Origin of the sequence: Pseudobacteroides cellulosolvens ATCC 35603 = DSM 2933, from assembly GCF_001262605.1 — a bacterium.
GTDB classification, from domain to species: Bacteria; Bacillota; Clostridia; order Acetivibrionales; family DSM-2933; genus Pseudobacteroides; species Pseudobacteroides cellulosolvens.
This window is the reverse complement of record NZ_LGTC01000001.1, coordinates 257,628-280,356: the sequence shown is the minus strand read 5'-3', so window position 1 is coordinate 280,356 and position 22,729 is coordinate 257,628. Positions and strand designations below refer to the sequence as shown.

Here is a 22,729-nt window from a genome sequence, read left to right as displayed (position 1 = left end):
TTGAAATAATATTGGTATAAAAAATATTATTCATCATCAATTCTAACAATGGAAGCTCCAACGCCTCTGAGCTTTCCTTCTATATCTTCATATCCCCTGTCAATATGTTTAAGTCCATCTATCCTTGTTTCTCCCTCTGCAATAAGGCCTGCCAGAACAAGTGCAGCACCGCCTCTTAAGTCCTTGGAAGTTATATTGGCTCCTACAAGTCTTTTCACTCCCTTAATAACGGCAATTCTACCTTCAATCTTTATGTTAGCTCCCATCCTGATAAGCTCTTCAACATGTTTATACCTGTTTTCGAAAACCGTTTCTACTATTATGCTTTCTCCTCTGGCTATAGAAAGAAGAGAAACCATTTGTGCCTGCATATCTGTAGGGAACCCAGGGTAAGGCAATGTTCTTATAATATCTATGGACCTTGGTCTTGCAGGTCCACTGACTCTGATGAGATTTCTTTTTACATTTACACTGCATCCGCAATCTCTCAGATTTGATATCATTGAACTTATATGCTCTGGAACCACATTTTTTAAAAGTATATCTCCACCTGTTATTGCTGAAGCCACCATATATGTACCTGCCACAATCCTGTCAGGAATTACATTATGTACTATACTCCTTAGCTTGGTATTATTACCCGAAATGCGTATTATGCTGGTGCCCGCTCCCCATATATTAACACCCAAGCCTATGAGGAAATTTTGCAAATCAATTATTTCCGGCTCTTTGGCTGCATTTCTTATACAGGTTTCCCCCTCGGCAAATACCGCTGCAAGCATTATGTTTTCTGTGGCTCCCACACTTGGATAATCAAGGTGAATGTCGCATCCCTTAAGTCTTTCTGCTTCGCAATAAACAAAGCCCTTTTGCATAAAATGTACCTTTGCACCCATCTTTTTTATTGCCTTGAGGTGAAGGTCTATAGGTCTGGGGCCTATTTCACAACCACCTGGTTGTGTTATTTCATGGGTAATTTTCTATGCATGCCTTTTTTCAATAACACCATCTATTTTATCACTGAGTTAGTCATCAATCAACTTAAAACATCATTCCTTAATTAGTAACCATTTGCAATATTTTTATTACTCAATTATTTCCTCTCAATATCAGGTAATAAATACCAATAATTTTTTTGTGTTATAATCAAACTATTGTGTTATAATTTAATGAACAAAATCACTTGCGATTTTGCAACCTTACTATACTATAAAAAGGGATAGTGACATGGATCTAAGACTTTCTATAACAATTGCTGTATCAAAGGTTACAATAAAGGGGTTACGGCTTCTAAGGCGTGGCGGGACAACTCTTCCCGGAAAAATCGCCCTAAAGTTGTACCCGGATTTTATAAAAAAAATAACCCAGAATTTTAAGATCATTATGGTGACCGGAACAAATGGTAAAACCACAACATCAAGAATTATCAGCCAGATACTTAATGAAAACAAAATAGAGTTTATTTCAAACAAATCCGGTGCAAACCTTGTCAGCGGAATTGCAACTACTTTTCTTGATGCTATCGATATAAAGGGTAACTTCCCTTGCTCTCATGCATTGCTGGAAATTGATGAGGCAGCTTTTAAGTCATTAAGTAATTTTGTAGAGCCCGATATTCTGGTCGTTACAAATTTTTTCAGAGATCAGCTGGATAGATACGGTGAGCTCTATACCACATTAAATGGAGTTAAAGCCGGTATTGCAAAGCATAAGAAAACTAAACTTGTTTTAAATGCAGACGACTCTCTTTGTGCATCCATAGGTAAAGAAACCAATAAAGAGGTTGTTTATTATGGTGTAAACAACAATGCCTGCGACAGTATAGAAGAAAACATAAATAATGATGCTTCATTCTGTTTATACTGCCAGACAAGATATGAATACCAAAGTCATATATATGGTCATTTAGGTGACTTTTCATGTCCCAAGTGCGGATATAGAAGGCCTCCTTCATCTGTAAATTGTGTTAAAGTGTTGGAGCTTAATGCAGAGTACTCCAATATGCATTTTTCCATAAACAGCGATGATAAAAACAAAATATTGGATGCCCGTATAAATCTTCCAGGCCTTTATAATGTATACAATGCACTTGCTGCAGCTGCCTGCGGAAGCCTTTTAAACCTGCCTGTTGAAAATACAATAAAAGCTATGGGCAAGTTTGAATGCGGATTTGGAAGAATGGAAACCATCAAGGTTGGAAGTAAAAAGATAAGGCTGATACTTGTTAAAAACCCCACCGGTTTTAACCAGGTACTTAATTATCTGCTTACAGAGGACAAGCAAATGCAGCTTGCTTTTCTCCTCAATGATAATCTGGCAGATGGTACTGATATATCCTGGGTTTGGGATGTTGACTTTGAAAAGCTTGAAAAAATCCAACATAATATCGGCAATGTATATGCTTCAGGCATACGTGCCGAGGATATGGCCCTCAGACTCAAATATGCCGGGATATATACAAATAAAATATGTATAATCAAGGATTATAAAGAACTCATAGAAAATGCTCTCCAGAATACCCCTGAAGGCCAAAACTTATATATTCTGCCAACCTATACGGCTATGACAGAACTGAGAAAGTTCTTGAGAAAAAAGTTCGGTCTAAAGGAATTCTGGAAATAATTATAATAAATAATAAAAACCAATGAAAGGAACATCTTTTTATGTATGAATTAAATATATGCCATCTATACCCCGATCTCTTAAACCTTTATGGGGACAGGGGAAATATTATTGCATTAAAAAGGCGTTCCGAGTGGAGAGGAATAAAGATAACCGTTTCAAACATAACACTCGGAGACAACTTTATTCCCGAAAACTATGATATTATTTTTTTAGGAGGAGGCCAGGATTACGAACAAACAATAATTCAAGATGATCTTTTAAAGAAAAAAGGCGGAGAGATTAAAAATGCCATCATGAACGATAAGATATTTCTGTGCATTTGCGGAGGATACCAGCTTCTGGGCAAGTACTACAAGACCTGGGACGGCAAGGAAATAGAATTTTTAGGAATTCTTGATCTATGGACCATAGGAGGTCAGAAGAGAATGATAGGCAACATCGCCTTTGAATGCGATTTTTTAAAAAGCGAATCATGTGACGGAAAGGTAATAGGCTTTGAAAACCACTCAGGCAGAACCTACCTTGGCGTTGATGTAAAACCATTAGGAAGGGTACTTAGAGGAAACGGAAATAATGGAGAAGACGATTGTGAGGGTGCCTTATATAAAAATGTCCACTGCTCATATTCTCATGGAAGCTTACTTCCTAAAAACCCTGCATTTACCGATCACCTTCTGACCCTTGCTCTAAAGCAAAAGTACAAGGACTTTGTTTCTCTGCAGCCTTTAGACGATGTCATTGAATCCCGTGCCCATGATTCCATGATAAAAAGAATACTATAATTTTAAAACTTAATACTTTTTAGGAGGTAATTAAATGGAAGTACCCAGTGTTAAATCAAATACAATACAAAATTTAATTAAAAAACCCTTTATGGAAGTAATTCTAATGCTTGCAGTTTTTGGCGGAATTTTTCTTAAACTTATTTATTTTCAATTTATAACACATATTAATGGAAGGCCTGTTTTAGGGTCCAGCAATTTATCCATGCTGGTATCTTCAATTGCCGCTATTTTTTTGATATTCTCCCTGGTTTTTCTCCTTTCAGGCAAAAGAACCTTCGGTGTACTTATAATTGTTGATGTTGTCCTTACCATATTATTTGTTGCTGATATATTATATATACGATACTATACAACTGCTATAACAGTTCCTGTACTTCTTGCACTTAAATTTCTCGATTCCGTTGAAGGAAGCGTTGTTAGTCTTTTTAGCAAGAAAGACATATTTCTCTTTCTTGATTTTCCATTCCTCATAGCCCTTCTGTTTGTTTTTAAACAAAGAATTCATTTAAAAGCAAACTTTGCAAAAAGACTAATTATATTTGCAGTGGTTCTTGTCTTATCTGTACCTGCAATGTTTATATCCTTTAATAAATCGGACCTTAAAAATGGAGTATTTGATAACAACCAAGTCATTAAGAATATGGGAATACTCTATTTCCATGCCAATGACATATTCCATTTTGTGAAGGATGATCTTTTACAAAGCAAAACCATGACTGCTGAAGAAAAGAAACAAATGGAAGACTTCTACAAAAACAAGCAGGTATTAGGAGATAAATTCAAGGGAGTTGCAAAGGGCAAGAACCTACTCATAGTTCAGGTAGAGTCGCTTCAAGGTTTTGCAATGAATAAAACTATAAACGGAAAAGAAGTAACACCAAACTTAAACAAGCTGGCAAAGGAAAACTTCTATTTCGACAATTACTTTTATCAGGTCAAGGGTGGTAATACCTCAGATGCTGAGTTTCTTACCAATACTTCCCTGTACCCCATTAATGAGGGAGCAGTATTTTTAAGGTATCCAACCAACGTATATAATACACTTCCGAAGGCACTTAAAGAAAGAGGCTACACTACCTCATCCTTCCATGCTTACAATCCAAGCTTTTGGAACAGGTCTATCATGTACCAGAGTCTTGGCATCCAGAATTTTATAAGCTATGAAGACTTTAATCTGGATGAATTTGCAGGATGGGGCGGATATGCATTAAGCGATGAGTCCTTTTTCAGACAGTCTCTGGAGAAAATTGATACAACAAAACCTTTTTGCAGCATGCTCATAACGCTGTCAAGCCATCACCCATATGATTATTTTGGTGAAAAGACCAACCTTGATGTAAAACCATATGAGAAAACAGTACTTGGTAACTATTTAGGTGCTATAAATTATGTTGACAGTTGCATCGGAAAGCTTATTGAAGACCTAAAAAAACGCAACTTATATGACAATACGGTTGTAGTAATCTATGGTGACCATTATGCATTGCCAAAGACTCAGGCAAGCGATCTTTACAAGCTTGAAAATGTTGAGCCAAATAACTTCAACTGGCTGAGGCTTCAAAAAGTTCCTCTTATCATACACATCCCTGGTGTAGAAGGAGGCCAAACCATAAGTACTGCATCTGCTCAGGTTGATTTGCTGCCTACAATAGCAAACTTAATGGATATTGATTTTCCATATGCAATGGGTCAGGACATGTTCAACAAAAAGGATGGTTTTGCTCTTCTTAGGGATTATTCAGTTGTAACAGACAAATATCTCTATGATGCATCTGAAAGCAAAGTATACAATATAAAAGACGGAAGCCCATTGAACATAGATGAGTATAAAAATGAGATTGAAAAAATAATGCATCTTGGAAAACTGTCGGATTTAATGATAAGAAAGAATGCTTTTAAAGCGGTAAAGAAGTAATACTTTAAACCACTAAAAGACTAGAGGGAGTAAGGCTATAAGACAGTCTCGCTCCCTCATTTTATGTGTAAAAATGATAATATTCAGGTATCATAACGCTATTATTTTGGAAGTTCACTATTACTTATTTCAAACTCCGCATGGTCTCCTAATGGATGCCCTACAGGTACGCTTATTCCTACTCCATCTTTCGTCAGGTAGCCATAGATTTCCATATTAGCTGCTTTATTCGAAAGCAATTTCAAAAGTTCACTATCACTTATTTCACCAAATGAATATGATATAGCATATTTTACTGCCTGAGGATCGCTAGAAAACATTCCAACATATTTTGCATTTCTTAAAGCCTTTACAAAATCTTCATTCATTTTGGGTACAATATCGGCTAAAGTCATTTTTTTCCCGTTTGTAAGATCAATGTTTGTTGTGTGGAATAAAAAGTATGGATGTGCTGATGGTACAATGTTGTTATAGCTTGAATATGCTATGCTGAGTATATTATCATTTTTCAGCTTTATTTCATAGCTTACATCAGCTTCATAAGATGATGAATCCTCTAATTCGTTGAGTGTTTCTTCATACAGAGCTATAGCATCATCTTTTATTATTTGATTAATGTTTTTTTGTTTTACAGCATCTCCTAGGTTAACAATTTGTGGATATTTTATTTTCACATTTATTTTCTCATTTTTATCTGTGTAAGTTTCTTCTACTAATTGATAGCTCTTGTCAGGATCAGAAGTGGCTGTAATTTGCTTCTGTATTGTATTTGCAAATACTGTACCTGTTACCAAACTTACTGCTAGCACCATTCCTAAAAGTATTTTCCTTGTTTTACCCAATATTTTTTTCATCATCTTTCTCCCCATTATTAATTGTTAGATACCGAACTGTAAAGTTATATATCAGTTCGGTATCTATATCATTAGTTTATATATTAATATTACAATTTTATAATAATATATATTGGTATAATTTATGGAATCTTTAAGAAATAGTTACCAATTAATTAAGAATTTACAATAAATATTAAAACCTAGCCAGTTTTAGAGAATTAATATTTACTTTAATAAATTTTTTCATATACAACGAACCTTTTATCTTCATAAGACTTTTTATAGCTCATATCTTCGCTTAATAAAACATACAGCGGATCATTTTTCGACATGAGAAAATGAGTAAATTTATACTTTTCTATAAACTTCCTATAATGCATACTGCCCTTCCTCATGTTAAAAAAATCTATAATTATATCATCCTTCTTATTAAAGGACTTGAGAAATATTTCAGCCCTTGAATCTATAAAAGCTCTAAGTCCTGCAAATTCAATGTACCCGCCTGTATTAAAATCATTATACAATCTCATTTCATTTGTCCTGACGTTTTTCTTGATATATTCAACAGCTCCAATAGGCCTGAATTCATTCATACTGTCGGTATAATCATATTTTTTCAAGACCACTGTAATTATGAGTATCCCAACAATTGCAGCTAAAATAATATGCTTTAGCCTGCTATTTACACCTTCTACAGGAGACAATCTGATATCCTTCAAATAATAGGCTAAAAACGGAAGCCCGCATGCCAAAAACAATGCAAAGCTTCTTAATGACGATAGGCCCATATATATTGTTCCAATTGTCAAAAGCACATATCTAAGCCTGGTTTTACCTCTGACTATTATATGAAGCAGTACAAATACAAGTAGAACCACAAATATTATAATACCAAGGATACCTTTAAAATCCGGTGATTGCATTTCACTTATACTGTCGCTTACCATTTTATTTCCATATGAATATAATACATAAATCATGTTCCTGATGCCGTATGGGTTAATAAAACCCACCGCAAAAGAAGTCAGAAATACTGCAATAAAAGGAATAATCCTATAGCCATGCCCTTTAAATATCAATAGCTTAAAACCTATACCGTCAATTATATATGGAACCATTATCAAAAATAGGAATATCCACATTGCAGCATGTATATTAACCAGTAATACTGAAAGAATCGGTATAAAAAACAGAAAAATTTGTTTTTTACTTTTAATATGCAGTTCAAGTACATATATAATTAGAATAAAAATCAGTATAGAAAATATTTGCGGTCTCGGAACCATATAAAAGCTTAAAAATATACAGGAGAAAAGAGAAACCCCCATTGAGACAAGTTTATTACTGTCACTTAGCAGCATTGCGAGTTTAAATATTAACATCGATATAAAGATGTATATTAAAATGCCTAATATATGAATACCAATATCACCATATAAGCTATATATCTTGTAAAAAACAATTTCAGTCACCCACTGCTGTGCATTAAACACAAGGTCTTCATGAATTGTAAAACTCTCTGTATGGGGTAAACCCTTTTCAATCATGTACTTACCTATGTTGATAAGCCAGTACGTATCATTTTGCATAGCTGGTACATAAAGTATAAGGCAAGAGAGCAAAAATAACACACCAATGTATATAGTTTCAATTATTGATTTCTGTGGTGCAGCATTTGTTTGTTCATCCATTATCTTCACCTTCTTGTTTGCTTCTCCAATATTAAACTATAGGTACCGAACTGATAAATAACTTTTCAGTTCGGCATCTATAACATCAACCTCTTTAAATATCGGAATATTCAAGGCAAAATATAAGGTGAACATAAATTTTTAAAAAAATTCAAAAAAACTCTTGCATTTAATAATAATATCTGCTATATTAATAAAGGTCGTTGAACACAAGACACGCACCATTAGCTCAGTTGGTAGAGCACCTGACTCTTAATCAGGGTGTCCCGGGTTCGAATCCCTGATGGTGCATTAGGTATTTAAGTTTGAAACTATTGAAATTGGCTGATTTCGATAGTTTTTTTGTTTTATATAACAAATAATAATATGGAAAATCATGGTGTTATTTCCCTTCTAATCTCTTATAAAATCGTTTAAAATTATCGTAGTTGTAGTATTTATTGTAGTACTACATTATGACCTTGAAAGTATTATTAATACTAAGCTTCAGATAATAAATTTAATTATTATTGCTACATGATTCTAATAAATCAATTGCCTGTTTTTTAGTTGAAGGTAAAATATGTGTATAAGTATCTAATGTAAATGATACACTTGAATGACCAAGTAATTGTGATATTGTTTTGCTGCTGCACCTGCTTCAAATAATCTTGTAGCAAAAGTATGTCTCATAGTATGAACATTGCACATATCAATATTTGCTTTCTTTAATACTTTTTGAAATGCTCTTGAGTAATTTCTTGGTGATACATGTGTTCCTACTTTAGAACAAAATACGATATTACTTAATGATTGTTGTTTTACTTTTAGTTGTTTTAATATATTAATACATCTTTTAGTTAATGGAATGATTCTAACACTGTTTTTGGTCTTTCCATTATTTTGTTGTATTAATGTTTTAATTCCTTTTTCTCGATCTCTATCTTTTACTACTACAAGATTTTTGTTAACTGATATTTCACCTTTATCAAAATCAATATCATTCCATGTTAAGGCAAGTATTTCTGATTTCCTTAAGCCTGTATCAAGATTTACTATAAATGCAGGAAATAAACTATAATCTTTTGCTACTTTCTCAAAAATATTTTGTTCTTCTAATGTAAACGCTTTAATATCTTTCTTTTCTATATTTGGTAATTCAACAAAATCTGCTGGATTTTTCACAATGTAATTCTCTGTAATTGCCTTTTTTAAAGCTGATTTTAAAACAATATTGATTTTACTTATGGTACTTGCTGATAATCCTTCTTCATATCTTTTATTATAAGTATCTTGAATATCTTTTGTTTTTAGTTTTTGAAGCTTAATTTGACCTATATATGGTATTATGTTTATGTTAGATAAAGATTCATATGAATCATAGGTTCTTGGCTTTAATTTATTCTTTTTATAGCTTTTAAGCCAATATAATAACCATTCTTCAACTGTTATTTTATCAGGTTCAACATAATTAGATGTTTTGATATCATGTTTAATTGTATCCATTTTAATTAAAACTTCTTGTCTTGTTTTACCATAAATAGTTTTTCTTATAATTTTTCCTGAAGAATCTCTTCCAATTGTTAAACTACCCATCCATTTACCATCTTTGCGTTTATATATACTGCCTTCTCCATTTCCACGTTTAGCCATATATTTCACACTCCTATATTATTTTTTGGTTTCTTCATCCACTCAATAAAGGCAAGTTTTGTTATTATTATTCTTTTGCCTATTTGTATTGATGGAAAACTTTCTGAATGACACAAATTATATGCATTTTGTTTACTTATTCCTAAAATGTGTGAAATATCACTAACTGTAAGGGAAAGTGGTAATTGATCAACTGATGTTATTTTATTTTCAAGGTTCATAATAGACCTCCATTGTACATTAAATTTGTAATATTAGCAATAAAAAAGGAGTATTCTATATTAGCAATACTCCTTTATGGATTAAAGATGGCATTAGCCACTAATTAAGGTTTATTTTATTTTTATAAACTTACTTTATTTATAATCATTAATTATACCAAACATAACAAGAATACCTAAAAGCATATCTATAGCTATATCAAATTTAGGTATTTCTATATTAAAATATGTCTTTAATATAAATGACTCAACTTTCCCACATTAAAATATGGGTATGAACCTTGAAAAATTAATACAAATCAAGCACAAAGTTTTAACCGCTGCTTAAAGACCTTTGGTAATGATGATATAAATAAGTCCATTATTTCATTGACTTGCTTTTCTGGAAGTAAGGCGACACCAGAAAGAAGATTCTTAAGAAGTTCCAGTAGTAATAACAAAGCCTCTGCATATTTGATGTCAGTAAGCTCATCACAAACATAGTAAAATAGTTCTACTGTTCGCATGTCTTTTGAGTTTCTAGATTCAACTGCAAGCATGATGTATCTTAAGAATACTATTGTTGTATGAGCAATCATCATATCATAGGACTGCCTTGGAATTCTTTCGCTAGGGCTAGATTGGATTTGGACATTTTAAAGAACACTTCAATATCCCATCTCTTGCCATATAGCCTTATGATTTCGTCAGCAGGAATATCCAAATCTGTTGATAATATAGCAAGCCAGTCATCAGAACGACGGTCACTGACAAATACAATTTTAACGTTAATAGGGTCAGACTTTTTGTTTCTCCTGATACCAACAACTAGTTCACCTCTAATGTTTTTATCAGTACTTTGAGGTAACTGTTTGTATAACTCCTTAAGAGGCATCCATTGACCATTATAGAAAAAGTGTATTCTTGAGCTTTTCTTAAGCATACAAACAACATGTTTCTTAAAATCCTCAATAATCCTTGCAATAGTGGCCGGAAAAGCATACCAGCTATCAAAAAGAATATACTGTGCAGGAAGTCCCTTTACTATCTTTTGGTTAATGTCACATAGTCTATTTTTACTTCTTTGTGAACTTAACATTGAGAAGGCTACTGGTAAAAAGGTATTACCATCTGACCAACCTAATGTAAGCATTTTAAGACCCTTAACAAACCTGTGGGTGGTGTGATCAAAGACCCTTGCTAGAAGTTCAACAGACTTACTTCTGTTACGATCAAATAGTGTATCATCAACTATGATTACGTTCTTTCTGTCCTCAGAGGTTAGCTTGTTTATGGTATAGATGATCTGAGTCACCAGAATTAAAAGAAGCTTTCGCCAATTGTAGCTTGGGTTGTTAAGAAATCTATACGCAGTATTTTTCTTGAAGTCTACCTGCCCAGTTTCCATTGTAAGAACTCTATAAAGGTTTTTGCCCTGGAAGACAAGACTAAAAAGCGATTTGCAAATTTGAATACAAGAGAAGCCTTTTTCCTTGTAGAATCCACATTTGCTCAGTGCTTTATAAATTTTATTGATTTTAAAAAAGCAATCAACTTTTGTTGAAATTGTATTATCATCTATCACTTGTTCTGGTATAATATTTCTCATAAAGAATCGTCCTTTCGATATGGTTTTTTCGCAGATTTATTATATCAAAAAAGGCACGGTTCTTTATATTTTTTTGTGCTTTCTGTGTTAATTTTTCAAGGTTCAGTTCACTTTTTCAAGTGGGAAAGTTGAGTAAATGATATAAAAGCTGCTATTGCTATCCATAAAGCTTTTGATTTAATTTTATTTTGCATTATGTAACATCTCCTTAAAATTTATAAACATTTTAAAATTGTATTTATTGTATTTGATCCTACAACGCCATCAACAACTAATCCTTTTCTCTTTTGAAAATCACGAACTGCCATATCAGTTTTATTTCCAAAATCTCCATCTGTCACTAAGCTATAACCCAATTTATTAAGACTCTTTTGCAAATTAACTACATTATCTCCTTTATTGCCTTTTTTAATGGTAGGTGTTATTTTATAAATAGTATTATCAACCTTTTTATTTTTGTTATAAACTAGAATAGCTGACCCAATTTTTCTCTCAGTTCCATCAGTAGGTATGTTCTTTATCTGATCACTTACTATCATTTCTGAAGAACCACCACCATCAAGATTTACTGCATTATAGCAACCTAATTTATACATTATATCTGCTGATTGTTGTGCATTTACACCTAAACTATTTGATGTTCTTCCTTGCACTACAACTAATATAAATGTACCATCTTTTTTCTGTCCTAATAATGTTCTTGGATGTTTTTGGCAGCTATGGTCAATTTTATCTGCATTAATTATATTAATTTCTCCATTGATTACTAACGACCAACTTGTTCCTATTGTCCATTTAGAATTCCCTTGGACATAGGCAACTTCATTAATATCTTTCAAAAATTTTACTTCAGTATGACCATCTTTGTAATATATAAAATCTATAAATATAGGATTGCTAGGAGTGTAGTATTTACCCTCATCAACGAATGTTCCCAAATGCTCACAACTTCCATTAAGATTAAAAAATCCTCCATTAGTTTTAGCTACTATATATTTATTAGGATCAGTTATATTACTTAACTGTTCTAGTTTTCCAGCTTGACCCAATGTAACATCTACATCCTCATCTTTATTTGTTTCATAAACATGAACATCTGAATCATACATTCTTATTTTTCTGTATCCAATTAGAGATTTTGAATTTATATTATTAATCATTATATTATCATCTCCTATTTTATTTAAAACCAAAGGGATAAAATTAGTTTTTGCAGAAATAGTTGTGTTTCCTCCAAAGAAATTAGTTCCTGGACAAGTTTTAGTATTACCTGATTTATCTAATATTCTTTTTCCACTTGAAAGATCCCACCAATGATGATAAGTAATAGTATCAATAGAAGGAACTATATTAAATTTTAAGCATAATGTAGCTGTAACAAATATAATTGACTCTTTTTGTTCCATTGTCATAATGTCTTTATTTATGTCAAAGTTACCTATATTTTCTATACATAATGCATTTTGATTAGCTCCTAAAATTCCTGCTGGTACAGTATCAAATGGTCTACATATCATTATCATACCATCAGGAAATATTGTTATATTCTGTGCAATATCATTATAGTTTAAATTATCCTCATGATAATTATCCATTCCTATTGCTAATTCAAAATGATTCTTACCATTAAAATCATTATAACTAGGTTCATATGTATGATGTTGCTGAATTATTGATATTTTTCTATTAAATGTTTGCTTAAATAACCAATTTTTAAACTCATCTCTATTCATTAGTATAAATTGTTTATTTACTTGCATATTAAAATCACCTCTAAAATTTTATATTACTAATTACTTACTTATATTTCTTACTAAATTACTTATAGCCTTACAAAATCATAAGGTTCAAGATTTTTTAAGTCTTAAACACCTACAGTCTGTAAGGCTACATTTTACATAAAATACTTGTTTTAACTTAAATCTTAAAAAATAAACAACGAAAAAGACCACCTTTTTGAGATGGTCTTTCTATCTTCACTTTCATTCCTAACCAAATTGGTTCTTCACTTTCATAATTTATTATATGCAAAAAATATAACTTTGATACAACAACTGAAGTCTGCTTATTATAAGCAGACTTCCTTCACGTTCTTCTCTGAGCATAAGCTCCTTCACGTTCATACAATTTGATTATACACTTACTTACATATTATTGCAATACTTTTTTAAATTATTTTTTTAAAATTTCCAAAGTCCTGATTTTTTCATACCTGCATTAATATTATCTAATTCTGTACCTTTAACATTCCCAATTGATGAATTAAAATCAAATCTTTGAACACTTATAGGTATTGTATTCAATACATTTACCCAACGTCTTACATTTTTAAAATTATAAACTTTCATAATCTCTACATATGTACCACTTTTAAGTTGTTCTTGTGTTGGTTCTTGAGTAGATAAAGGAATAACTATTGCAGTTTTCCCACCGATTCTTAATACTAAACCTGGATGTTTACCACCTAATTCTTCATCAATATTATATCCAAAATTAATCCAAAAAACCATTCCTCTTTTTATTTGAATATTTTCAGGTATTCTAAAATCTTTTTCATTATATATAATTTTTGTTTTAATTGTAATCCATTTTAAATAATCACAAGCAAGTAATTTTCTTTTATTATCATCTGTTGTGCAATACTTCTCATAGAATTTATCTAATGATTTCTTTGCATTATTTAAAGATTCTTCCATTATCAATTCCTCACTAAAGTATTTTTACATATGATCTATTATACCATATTATGTAGAATTGTGAATAGTTTTGGAAGAATATATGTTAATATCTATTTGTTACTTCTTAAACTTATTAGCTGTCTTTGTTATTAGATATGGATTTTATTTTATTTTTGTAATTATTTACATTTATAATATTGTATAGTCATATGTTACTGTCATACTGTGTTGATCATCTTTGATTATTGGAGTGTCTAGATTTAACATTGATTTTGTCCATTGGAATATTGATTAAAACATCTCCTTAAATTACTTTTTTGAATTTGCTTGCAGCCTTTACTATCAACCAATAAACATCCTTGTCTTTACTTGCTTTATCAATCCACTTTTGCTTATCAGTTATTATGTTAACTGTCTTTTCCATCAGTAAGTTTATTGATTCCTCGATTGTTGGATTGATTACTTCTGCTTCATTCTCAAAGAATTTCAATCTTCCAAATACATTGAAAGAATCAAATAACTGAGTATTGCAGACTCCATAGAAGGTACTACGAGCATGTAATACCCTGTTTGCACCCAGGCATATTCCAATATGTACAATTTCTTTTGTACCTTTAGTAAATACCAAATCTCCTGCTTTTAATTCTGATTTTGTAACAGGTCTGCAAAATTTGTCGAATATTCCTTGAGCAGTATAATCCTCTGTAGGTTTAATAAGTCCAAGTTTTCTAAGAGAGTAAAGAATAAGGTCTGAACAATCTCCACTGTATTTTCCTAAGTGTTTTTCAACTGAATAACCATTAAAATAGTAATGTTCTTTACCAAATACATTAACTAATCTTTGTAATTCCTCTTTGGTCAATATTTTATCGAAGATTCCACCCCAAGCATATCCACAACCTAATTTTGTATTTGCTATATCAATAAATTCCTTCAGTTTAGCCATTCTTATCACCATCCTTAGAGTTTTCAATCTGGTCTTTAGCTACTTTAAACCACTTTGAAACAACTTCTGGTATTTGAATATCCATTTGTATACTATTTTCTATAATTGAACCAAGCTCCTTAATGCAGAAGCAACCCACAAAAATACTTCCTACGGGTACATTGATTCCATTTATCATAGCAACTCTTTGACCAAGTATTAAGGCAAACATTAAAAAGAACTCTCCAACCTTCTTGAAGAGTCCTGCTTTCATTTCTTTGCTTGTAAAATTGCCTTTCTTGCTACTCTTTATCAAGCCTGTTAAAATATCCAAAATCATTAGTACTATCCAAATTATAATTACTTCCCAATTTAAGCCACATAAGTATGATCCAAGACCACCTATTGCTCCTATAATTACATTTATTAAATTATTGTCTTTCATATATTTAAACCTCTTTCTACACTAATGTTAATTTTTCCATAATAAATAACTAAATCAATTCAAAACATTCAGCACAAAAAGACATTGTGTTATTCGTCCCCCTAAATAACATAAAGCCATTGTAATCTCTTTCAGGGCTAACCCTGACCCTGATGATGTCGTTTACATTCATCTGAACACTTGTTGACACATTTTGATATAGTGAAGAGTTAAATTCAGGGTCATAATCAACATTTAATGATATATCGTTTGTACCTCTAGTCAAAATTAACTGTGTTTTTATCCTATAGCTACTGTTTGTAACTGCTATGTCTATATTGGTACTAGCACTTATTCTATATTTACCTGCAACCTTACATGTAAGCCTATCAGGTTGAGATATGTTAAACATTCCATGTGTATCATAATCTGTTCCAGTCCATGGCACATATAATCCTAGGCCACTATTATAAGGTATAAGTACAGTTGTTCCAATGGCCTTTAATCTTACATTTGGTAAAGTAGTTATATTATTTATAGCTTCATCAATTATATCTAAATTACTATTATAATCTTCCCTTTTAAAAAATAAATCAGTGCCATCAGGCTTTATTAATCCTAAATTTGTTGTTAAACTAGACATTATTTGTCCAACTCCCTTCTTCTATTTCAGTCCATGTTAAATTTAAATTTTCGATTTGATTCCATGTTAAATTCAAATATTCCACACTATTCCAATCAATTGTTTTAAACTGTATATCCAATCCTAAATGTGCAGGTTTTCTTGTAATAATATAATTATAAAAATTGCTATACTCTGAAGGTGGAGAATAGTAATCCAAAAATGTAATAATCAATTTTGAATCTAATAGTTCAACATTAATTCTTCCATAATTAAAAGCTTGTGCTAATTCTTGGATACGAGTAGCATTTAATTTATTTAAACCTATTAAATAGCTTTTTATAGTTCCTCGTCTATCATTTAATGTTGCACCACTTTTAGGACTAATTTTGAGAATATTTTTTTCCCATCTATTCAACCCATAATCTGTTGCAGAATCAATAAACATTTCATTTTTGATATCTTGTTTACTATTATTAATATCTTCAAATTCTAGTGATTCTGCTTGTAATATGGAATCAATCTCCAAAATTTCATTAAATTCATTAGGTAAATATTTTTTCATTTTTTCATATTGAACTGACAAGTAAATCACCCCTTATGTAGATTCAGTTAATACTAAATTGTTTAAATTTGGTATTTCTTCTGTTAATAATGTTATATCTGAATTTCCACCATTTAAAGTTAAAGAAATGATACTTTCTATTTCATTTAAATTTGTCAATACTGTACCAATAGTAAAATAACTAACCATATTTTTTTCATAAGAAATTTCATTTCTAAAATAGTTTTCTATTGCTAATTGTGTAGCAAGTTGAGCTTGTGTTAATGTATAACCTTCAGCAACATTAACAGTAGCATTCACACTAATATTTTTGTAAGTTGCTGTTGTTACTGTTACGATTGCTCCAATAGGTGCTGCACCTTCGCCAAGTCCTTGACTGTTTGGGTCTAAATATTGTTGAAATGAATTAATTAATTCTGTAGATGCAATATCATTGTTTGAATTTAAAATAGATACTTTTACTGTATTATTTCCATCCCATAATGGAAAAACTTTAGCTTTACCAATTCCAGCATATTCATTTGCCCATTCTATATATTGAGCAACATTTCCATCTTTTTCAATATTTTTTACCTTAGTAAAATATCTTTGTCTTAAACTATCATCATCTTCTATATCTTCACCTAATATTAATATCTCAGTAAGATTTGCTGTTTGTAATCCTTCAATATATGAAATTGGAATCATTTGACCTGTTACAGTATTTCCTATAGAGCCTGCTGTTTCACATTGCATTTTATATTGTCCATTTGCTATTTTTTCTATAGCTATAAAATTTACATTTGAATTTACTACTGTAAATCTACTTCCAATTTCAATATCTAATGCTACTCCACCTGAACCTGTAAAAATACCCTTTTGAATAGTTTTACTGGCTGGAATCCTTACCAGCCCAATTTCAGAACACTTTTTGTCTAAATCTGTATTTTCTGCTGTATCTGCAAAAGCACTATTTAAAATTGTATCTAAATCTATGTAAGACTGTGCTAATTCTGCTGCTGCTGGTGCAAGTGCATCATATATTATACTTCCTTGTCTTTTATCTATTGTATTAGGTACTCTAGCAAGCATATTAGCTAATATTACTTCATATGATTTCCCCTCAAACATTTACAACCACTCCCTCTATAGTAATATCACCTTCAGTTGTATTCGCAGTAAAAGATACAACAAATATGCTTGATTCTGATTCATTTATATTAAAATCTGATAATGATATTATTCTATCATCTGCTGTTAAAGCTTCTGTAAATACTCTTTCTAATTCTGCTGAAACAAACAAAGGGTCTTTACCCATTAACCCATCTAATTCAATCCCATAGTTCCAATCATAAATTGCATACTGGAATCTTTCTGTTTGAATTATTTTATATATTGCTTGCTTCATAGCTTGCTTTCCATCAACATAACCAATTATTCTTTTATTTGCAGTATCCCAATAATATGTTAAAGTAGGTTGGCTAACTACTTCTATGTCTTCTCCAATATTAATTTCGCTACTAGGTATTAATGCCATAATTACACCACCTTTGACAATACAATAAATTTTTGTCCTTTTTCTACTCGCAACAAAATAACTTTATCATTAATTTGTAAACCTTCATTTATTGTAATCTCTTCAACACCTACTATAATTTTCTTTTCAATTACATTAGATGTAAGAATAATAACACTATCAGGTAATTCTAATTTTTGGTCTATTTTAATCCTTAATGGTGAAAGACTTGTAATTTCGCCATATACATAATCTGTTAATTTTATAGTTTCCAAATAATTTTTTATTGACAATTGTATTTCTGGTAAAAACATTTAATCACCACCATCCTTAAATAACCCTTAATTCTAAATCCATAGTATAGTCATTGTTTGAGAATGAATGAGTTGCTTTTTCTATAAGCATGAATTGATTTAAAATAATGTCACCTAAATTTAAATTGTTTATAAAAATAGAAAAACCTGCTCTAGCTCTAACATCTCCAATAACAGGGATTGATAATTTTCTATTAACTCTATTATATAAAGCCAATGATTTATTTGCTCTTTCAATAATTTGTGCTTCATTTAAACTATCATCTACATTTTCATAATATTGTAACTTACCCCATTTTGCTATAGTGCTACTATCCTTAACAATATAAACCTCTCTACTACCACCAGATTTATCTTTTTTCACAAGTTTAATCTGATTATATGTATCATTAATTGAACTTGAATAATCAAAATCAATTAAATTTGTTTGACCATCTATAATTAAATCTGTTTTAAGATTTTCAACATTTCTTAAATCCAGCTTTCCAAAATTATCAAATAAAACATATAATTTTTTCGTAGATAATAATGTTAAATCATTTGCTTTATATATGATATCTAATAAGGATTGATTATCTTCTACCATAGAAGGAATTACATAACCTGTATCATCTATATTACCTGTTTTCAATTCCCAATCATTAGCAATTTTAATTAAAACTTCACTTGCTTTTTTGTTTTGAAATACATATGTTTCTTTATTTTTTAGATATCTTAATTGATCACAAGCTACAACTTTTATTACATTATCTTTATTTCTACTTTTAGAAAAAACAAATCCATAAAATATGTTATTCCCATGGTATTTAAATCTAACAATTGAACCTTCATAAAATGATAGTTCTCCATTTGGAATAATACTAAATTCAAGATTACTTGCTTCTCCTAATCTTTCTGTACTCCAAGTAATTGTACCTTCTACTATATCCGAAATATCATATATATCACTATTGGTATTATCTTGTATTAATAATTCTATATTATCCAAGTTTTAACACCTGCCCAACATATACAGTATATTTTGAATTTGATGTATTTTTATTCTTTTTATCTATTTCCGTTTTATTTAAATTATATAAATTAATATACTTAGAGCCATCATTTAATTGATTTTTCGCTATTAACCATAATGTATCACCTGTTTTGACTGTATATGTTTTAGGTATATTTTTAGTAATTGGTCTATTAGATTGTACATTTACAACTTTTGAAGTACTTGTAGATGTAGATTTTTGAAAACTTAATTTTTTAGTACCATATTCACGATACTCTTTTAAATTTAATGAATAATCCCAATCTCCTAAAGAACCTGCAACTTCCGTAGCAGTATAATCTTCTATTGTAACAAGTATATTTGTCTGAACATCTGAAATACCTTCATATGTTTTTCTTGTTACTACAAGCCTAACAGGTTTTTTACTTTCCTTATATTGTCTAAATTTTACCAAATAAAATATTGGATATTTAAATAGATTTTTGGTTAATACCCATGGATAATCTTTATTATTAGGTAAAGTACTTTTAAAACTTATTTCTCTTAAAGGTATATCTTTAATTACAGATATTTCACCTAATTTAACTAATTCATATGTTTTATTTGAACTTTTTACTTTTATTTGAAATTCAGAAGGATTTTGAGGAAGACGTATAGTTTCACCCTCAAAATCAAAAAATATACCATATTCTTCTATCATTATCTATACGCCCCCTCTGCTGATAATGCAATTTGCTGTTCTAACATTTCTTTTATTCTATTAGCAACAACGTTTACATCTGCTGTTTCACGAACATCACCAAATTTAACAGTTATATTTGGTGCTAAAGTTGAAATCTTGTTAATAGCTTCTCTTTCAGCTACATCACGCAAAAGCTTAATATCTTCTGCATTAATTTTAACATCACTTTTAATACTTCCTATTTGTGAATTACCTTTTCCAAATAAGTCATCTTGATTATCAATTAATTTATTAAATTTATCTCCTATAGCACCTGCAATATTTTGAACACCATTTACTGCAAACTGTCCTACTTTTTCACCAATTTGTTGACCTTTATTAAATGCATCTCCATAACTAACTTGATTTAATCTAGTAAGTTTAACAACATCTTTATCACTTTTTAGATTATCTCTTTCAGTTTTAAGTTTGTCTAATAACCCTGTCATTCCACCTGTCATATTGACATTTAAGCCTGGAATTTTATTGATTATATTTTCAATACCTTTTGCTATATTAGTTAAAAAACTTAATGCATTTATAGCCAAATCAAAGAACAATTTCTTTACTGTATAAATAGGATCTTTCCAAACATTAATGAAAAATTCTGCTACAGATAAAGCTATATTGGCGAAATATGCAAAATTATTAAATAAAAATGCAAATAATGTACCAAATATTCCACCAACTACACCAACAACTTTTACAACAATATTACCAAACTTTATTATCGTAAATAATAATAATCCTATTGCAGCACCAATTAATAATATAGGCCAATTTACTGCTGCCCATGCTGCTGCTTGTGCTAATATAGGAGTTACCATTAACCATAGCTTAGTAATTAACATTGGAATTTGTGTTACTCCCCATAATAAAAATGCTGATCCAATACCTATCAAAATAGGCTGAATTATATTCCAATTTTGCTGAAAGAATGTTCCTATTGATACAATTAAATTTAACAATCCACTAAGAACCATTACAACTATTTTTAAACCACTTGCCAAAGCATTAACAAAAGCCATACCACCTTCTGAATTAAATAAATTTGTTATACTTTGCTGAATAGGAATTAAACCAATCATAAATTTATTTTTAATTAAATTACCTATATCTCCAAATGTCATTGGTATTTTCTTAAATTGGGCATCTGTTTCTTTAGCTGAATTTATCATAGCATTTTTAATAATTTGTGCTGTAATTTTACCTTCAGAACCCATTTTCTTTAAGTCACCCATTGGCACATTCATTTCTTTTGAAATTGCTTTAGCTAACAAAGGTGCATTTTCCATTATTGATCTAAATTCATCACCTTGTAATTTACCTGCTGCCATAGCTTGTGTTAACTGATACATTGCTGAAGATTGTTCCTGAATAGATGCACCACCAATTTTAAATTGTTTATTCATCTGTTCTACAAAATAAATAGCTTCATCATTAGTTTTAAATGCATCTTTAGCCAATATACCAAGTTTACCAACACTTGAAGCCATTAAAGCATATTCTCCCCTAGATTCTTGTGCAGCACGATATATTTTATCTTGAAGTTGGGCAAGTGTTTGACTTCCATCATTTATTAAGTTTAATCTTGCACTTATATTTGATAAATTATCTAATGTTTCCATAGATTTTTTAATAGCATATAAGCCAATCAAACCACTTACAATATTTTTCAAATTAGAAAATATACCTGTTGATTTTTGTGCTTCACTATTATATCTTCTTTGTGCTTCTGTTGTATGATTAATACCATTATTAGTATCGTTTATACTTTGTGTCATTCTCTGTATTGCTCTATTTGCACTAGTTACTTCTGCTCTTGCAGATGCAATTGTGTTACTCAATCTTATATCTCTTGCAGAGGCAGAATTAAGTTGTTCCATTACATTTAATGTCATATGCATTGCTTTCACAATTGATTGCAAAGGTTTTGAAAATTGATCATTTAATCTTAGAGTTGATGAATACGTTGACATTCTTCACACCTCCACTATAATAAAATTAAACCACCCATAATTAAACAGGTGGTTTTTATATAATCTATTTTAATTTTTTTCATATTTTTTTTCATCTTCAATTTTACGAAGTATACTTGCATATATAAATGCTTTTTCAGGATCAGGTAAATCAACAAATTGACTAGGTAATATATGAAGTTTATGCAAGGCATAATGAGCCATATTGGCTTCAGTATCGCCTTGCTCTATTAGTTTTTTGCTTCTTCAACTAAATCTTCCATATCTTCACCAAATCCAGATAATATAAGTATCTTTTCTGAAAGTGAAATAACTTCACCACTTTTTAAAACTTTATATAAATACTGAGTTGGTGCGTTTGCTCCTACACAATTTGCTAATTTAGCACTTTCAGCATCTTTAAAATTAGGATCAACCGTTCCTTCTATAACAATTTTTTCTGCAAAGGTTACATTATCAAACTCTGCACCAGTTTTAGTTATTTTAGTGCAAGCCTTTTGAATTTTTTTATATTCAGATAAAGGAACTGATCTTATCTTAAATTTTAATATTTCTCCAGTTTCTTCATCTTTAAATCTATTAGAAACAAAAACATCTTCTGTTATTTCCTCAATTATATTCTTATTTAAAAACGCTTGTAATTTTGACATAATTAATATCTCCTTTTAATTTATCTAATTTTAGTTTATTTTGTTATAATAATTAGGAGTATATAATTT

23 protein-coding genes and 1 tRNA gene are annotated in these 22,729 nt (G+C 30.4%); 4 read left to right on the top strand and 20 right to left on the bottom strand.

Annotated features, from left to right (window positions below; all coding sequences use genetic code 11):
- Positions 1-26: 26 nt before the first annotated feature.
- Positions 27-965, bottom strand: a complete 939-nt coding sequence (murA, locus tag Bccel_RS01335) for a UDP-N-acetylglucosamine 1-carboxyvinyltransferase (protein WP_081927312.1) — start codon at positions 963-965, stop codon at positions 27-29.
- A 262-nt stretch (positions 966-1,227) separates the two neighbouring features.
- Here murA and Bccel_RS01330 point away from each other — a divergent pair, with 262 nt between their 5' ends.
- The 3 genes from Bccel_RS01330 to Bccel_RS01320 are packed head-to-tail and all read left to right on the top strand — an operon-like array spanning position 1,228 to position 5,325.
- On the top strand, positions 1,228-2,622 hold the full coding sequence (locus Bccel_RS01330; RefSeq protein WP_036946157.1) for a Mur ligase family protein: 1,395 nt from the start codon (positions 1,228-1,230) through the stop codon (positions 2,620-2,622).
- A gap of 41 nt (positions 2,623-2,663) precedes the next feature.
- Positions 2,664-3,407: a type 1 glutamine amidotransferase gene (locus Bccel_RS01325; protein WP_036946156.1), complete on the top strand. Its 744-nt coding sequence runs from the start codon at positions 2,664-2,666 to the stop codon at positions 3,405-3,407.
- Positions 3,408-3,441: 34 nt separating this feature from the next.
- Positions 3,442-5,325, top strand: coding sequence for an LTA synthase family protein (locus Bccel_RS01320; RefSeq protein ID WP_036946154.1), 1,884 nt, complete (start codon positions 3,442-3,444; stop codon positions 5,323-5,325).
- 101 nt (positions 5,326-5,426) lie between these two features.
- Here Bccel_RS01320 and Bccel_RS01315 read toward each other — a convergent pair whose 3' ends face one another.
- Both Bccel_RS01315 and Bccel_RS01310 read right to left on the bottom strand, forming a co-directional pair.
- Complete coding sequence (locus Bccel_RS01315; RefSeq protein WP_160317676.1) at positions 5,427-6,182, bottom strand: DUF4163 domain-containing protein; 756 nt, start codon at positions 6,180-6,182, stop codon at positions 5,427-5,429.
- Positions 6,183-6,391: 209 nt separating this feature from the next.
- A complete protein-coding gene (locus tag Bccel_RS01310) occupies positions 6,392-7,852 on the bottom strand; it encodes a hypothetical protein (protein ID WP_036946150.1) in 1,461 nt (486 codons plus the stop codon).
- A gap of 218 nt (positions 7,853-8,070) precedes the next feature.
- Between Bccel_RS01310 and Bccel_RS01305 the strand changes: the two genes are divergently transcribed.
- Positions 8,071-8,143, top strand: a tRNA-Lys gene (locus Bccel_RS01305).
- A 285-nt stretch (positions 8,144-8,428) separates the two neighbouring features.
- Here Bccel_RS01305 and Bccel_RS01300 read toward each other — a convergent pair.
- From Bccel_RS01300 to Bccel_RS01220, 17 genes are all read right to left on the bottom strand, one after another.
- A complete protein-coding gene (locus tag Bccel_RS01300; RefSeq protein ID WP_050752973.1) occupies positions 8,429-9,484 on the bottom strand; it encodes a tyrosine-type recombinase/integrase in 1,056 nt (351 codons plus the stop codon).
- A 5-nt stretch (positions 9,485-9,489) separates the two neighbouring features.
- Positions 9,490-9,705 (bottom strand): helix-turn-helix domain-containing protein, encoded by a 216-nt coding sequence (locus Bccel_RS01295; protein WP_036946144.1) that lies wholly within the window; start codon positions 9,703-9,705, stop codon positions 9,490-9,492.
- Positions 9,706-10,004: 299 nt separating this feature from the next.
- Positions 10,005-10,286, bottom strand: coding sequence for a hypothetical protein (locus tag Bccel_RS31135; RefSeq protein ID WP_050752972.1), 282 nt, complete (start codon positions 10,284-10,286; stop codon positions 10,005-10,007).
- The gene (locus tag Bccel_RS01285; protein ID WP_050752971.1) at positions 10,283-11,293 is read right to left on the bottom strand and encodes a transposase; all 1,011 of its coding nucleotides are present in this window, start codon (positions 11,291-11,293) and stop codon (positions 10,283-10,285) included. Before Bccel_RS01285 ends, Bccel_RS31135 begins: the two co-directional genes overlap by 4 nt.
- A gap of 215 nt (positions 11,294-11,508) precedes the next feature.
- Positions 11,509-13,053, bottom strand: coding sequence for a phosphodiester glycosidase family protein (locus tag Bccel_RS28525; protein ID WP_081927308.1), 1,545 nt, complete (start codon positions 13,051-13,053; stop codon positions 11,509-11,511).
- 420 nt (positions 13,054-13,473) lie between these two features.
- On the bottom strand, positions 13,474-13,989 hold the full coding sequence (locus tag Bccel_RS01275; protein WP_036946142.1) for a type II toxin-antitoxin system PemK/MazF family toxin: 516 nt from the start codon (positions 13,987-13,989) through the stop codon (positions 13,474-13,476).
- 286 nt (positions 13,990-14,275) lie between these two features.
- Positions 14,276-14,917: a C40 family peptidase gene (locus Bccel_RS01270; protein WP_050752970.1), complete on the bottom strand. Its 642-nt coding sequence runs from the start codon at positions 14,915-14,917 to the stop codon at positions 14,276-14,278.
- Complete coding sequence (locus Bccel_RS01265) at positions 14,910-15,341, bottom strand: phage holin family protein (protein ID WP_036946140.1); 432 nt, start codon at positions 15,339-15,341, stop codon at positions 14,910-14,912. Before Bccel_RS01265 ends, Bccel_RS01270 begins: the two co-directional genes overlap by 8 nt.
- Before the next feature lie 49 nt (positions 15,342-15,390).
- Positions 15,391-15,963: a hypothetical protein gene (locus Bccel_RS01260; protein ID WP_036946138.1), complete on the bottom strand. Its 573-nt coding sequence runs from the start codon at positions 15,961-15,963 to the stop codon at positions 15,391-15,393.
- On the bottom strand, positions 15,956-16,528 hold the full coding sequence (locus Bccel_RS01255; RefSeq protein WP_036946136.1) for a putative phage tail protein: 573 nt from the start codon (positions 16,526-16,528) through the stop codon (positions 15,956-15,958). Before Bccel_RS01255 ends, Bccel_RS01260 begins: the two co-directional genes overlap by 8 nt.
- 12 nt (positions 16,529-16,540) lie before the next feature.
- Entirely contained in the window at positions 16,541-17,617 is a 1,077-nt protein-coding gene (locus Bccel_RS01250; protein WP_036946134.1) for a baseplate J/gp47 family protein, read from the bottom strand.
- Complete coding sequence (locus Bccel_RS01245) at positions 17,610-18,023, bottom strand: DUF2634 domain-containing protein (protein WP_036946131.1); 414 nt, start codon at positions 18,021-18,023, stop codon at positions 17,610-17,612. The genes Bccel_RS01250 and Bccel_RS01245 overlap by 8 nt, the downstream gene beginning before the upstream one ends.
- Positions 18,024-18,025: 2 nt before the next feature.
- Positions 18,026-18,316, bottom strand: coding sequence for a DUF2577 family protein (locus tag Bccel_RS01240; protein ID WP_050752969.1), 291 nt, complete (start codon positions 18,314-18,316; stop codon positions 18,026-18,028).
- A 16-nt stretch (positions 18,317-18,332) separates the two neighbouring features.
- The gene (locus tag Bccel_RS01235) at positions 18,333-19,304 is read right to left on the bottom strand and encodes an XkdQ/YqbQ family protein (RefSeq protein WP_036946129.1); all 972 of its coding nucleotides are present in this window, start codon (positions 19,302-19,304) and stop codon (positions 18,333-18,335) included.
- Positions 19,297-20,010, bottom strand: coding sequence for a LysM peptidoglycan-binding domain-containing protein (locus tag Bccel_RS01230; RefSeq protein ID WP_050752968.1), 714 nt, complete (start codon positions 20,008-20,010; stop codon positions 19,297-19,299). Before Bccel_RS01230 ends, Bccel_RS01235 begins: the two co-directional genes overlap by 8 nt.
- On the bottom strand, positions 20,010-22,010 hold the full coding sequence (locus tag Bccel_RS01225; RefSeq protein WP_050752967.1) for a tape measure protein: 2,001 nt from the start codon (positions 22,008-22,010) through the stop codon (positions 20,010-20,012). The genes Bccel_RS01230 and Bccel_RS01225 overlap by 1 nt, the downstream gene beginning before the upstream one ends.
- 230 nt (positions 22,011-22,240) lie before the next feature.
- Complete coding sequence (locus Bccel_RS01220; RefSeq protein ID WP_036945497.1) at positions 22,241-22,660, bottom strand: phage tail assembly chaperone; 420 nt, start codon at positions 22,658-22,660, stop codon at positions 22,241-22,243.
- Positions 22,661-22,729: the final 69 nt, after the last annotated feature.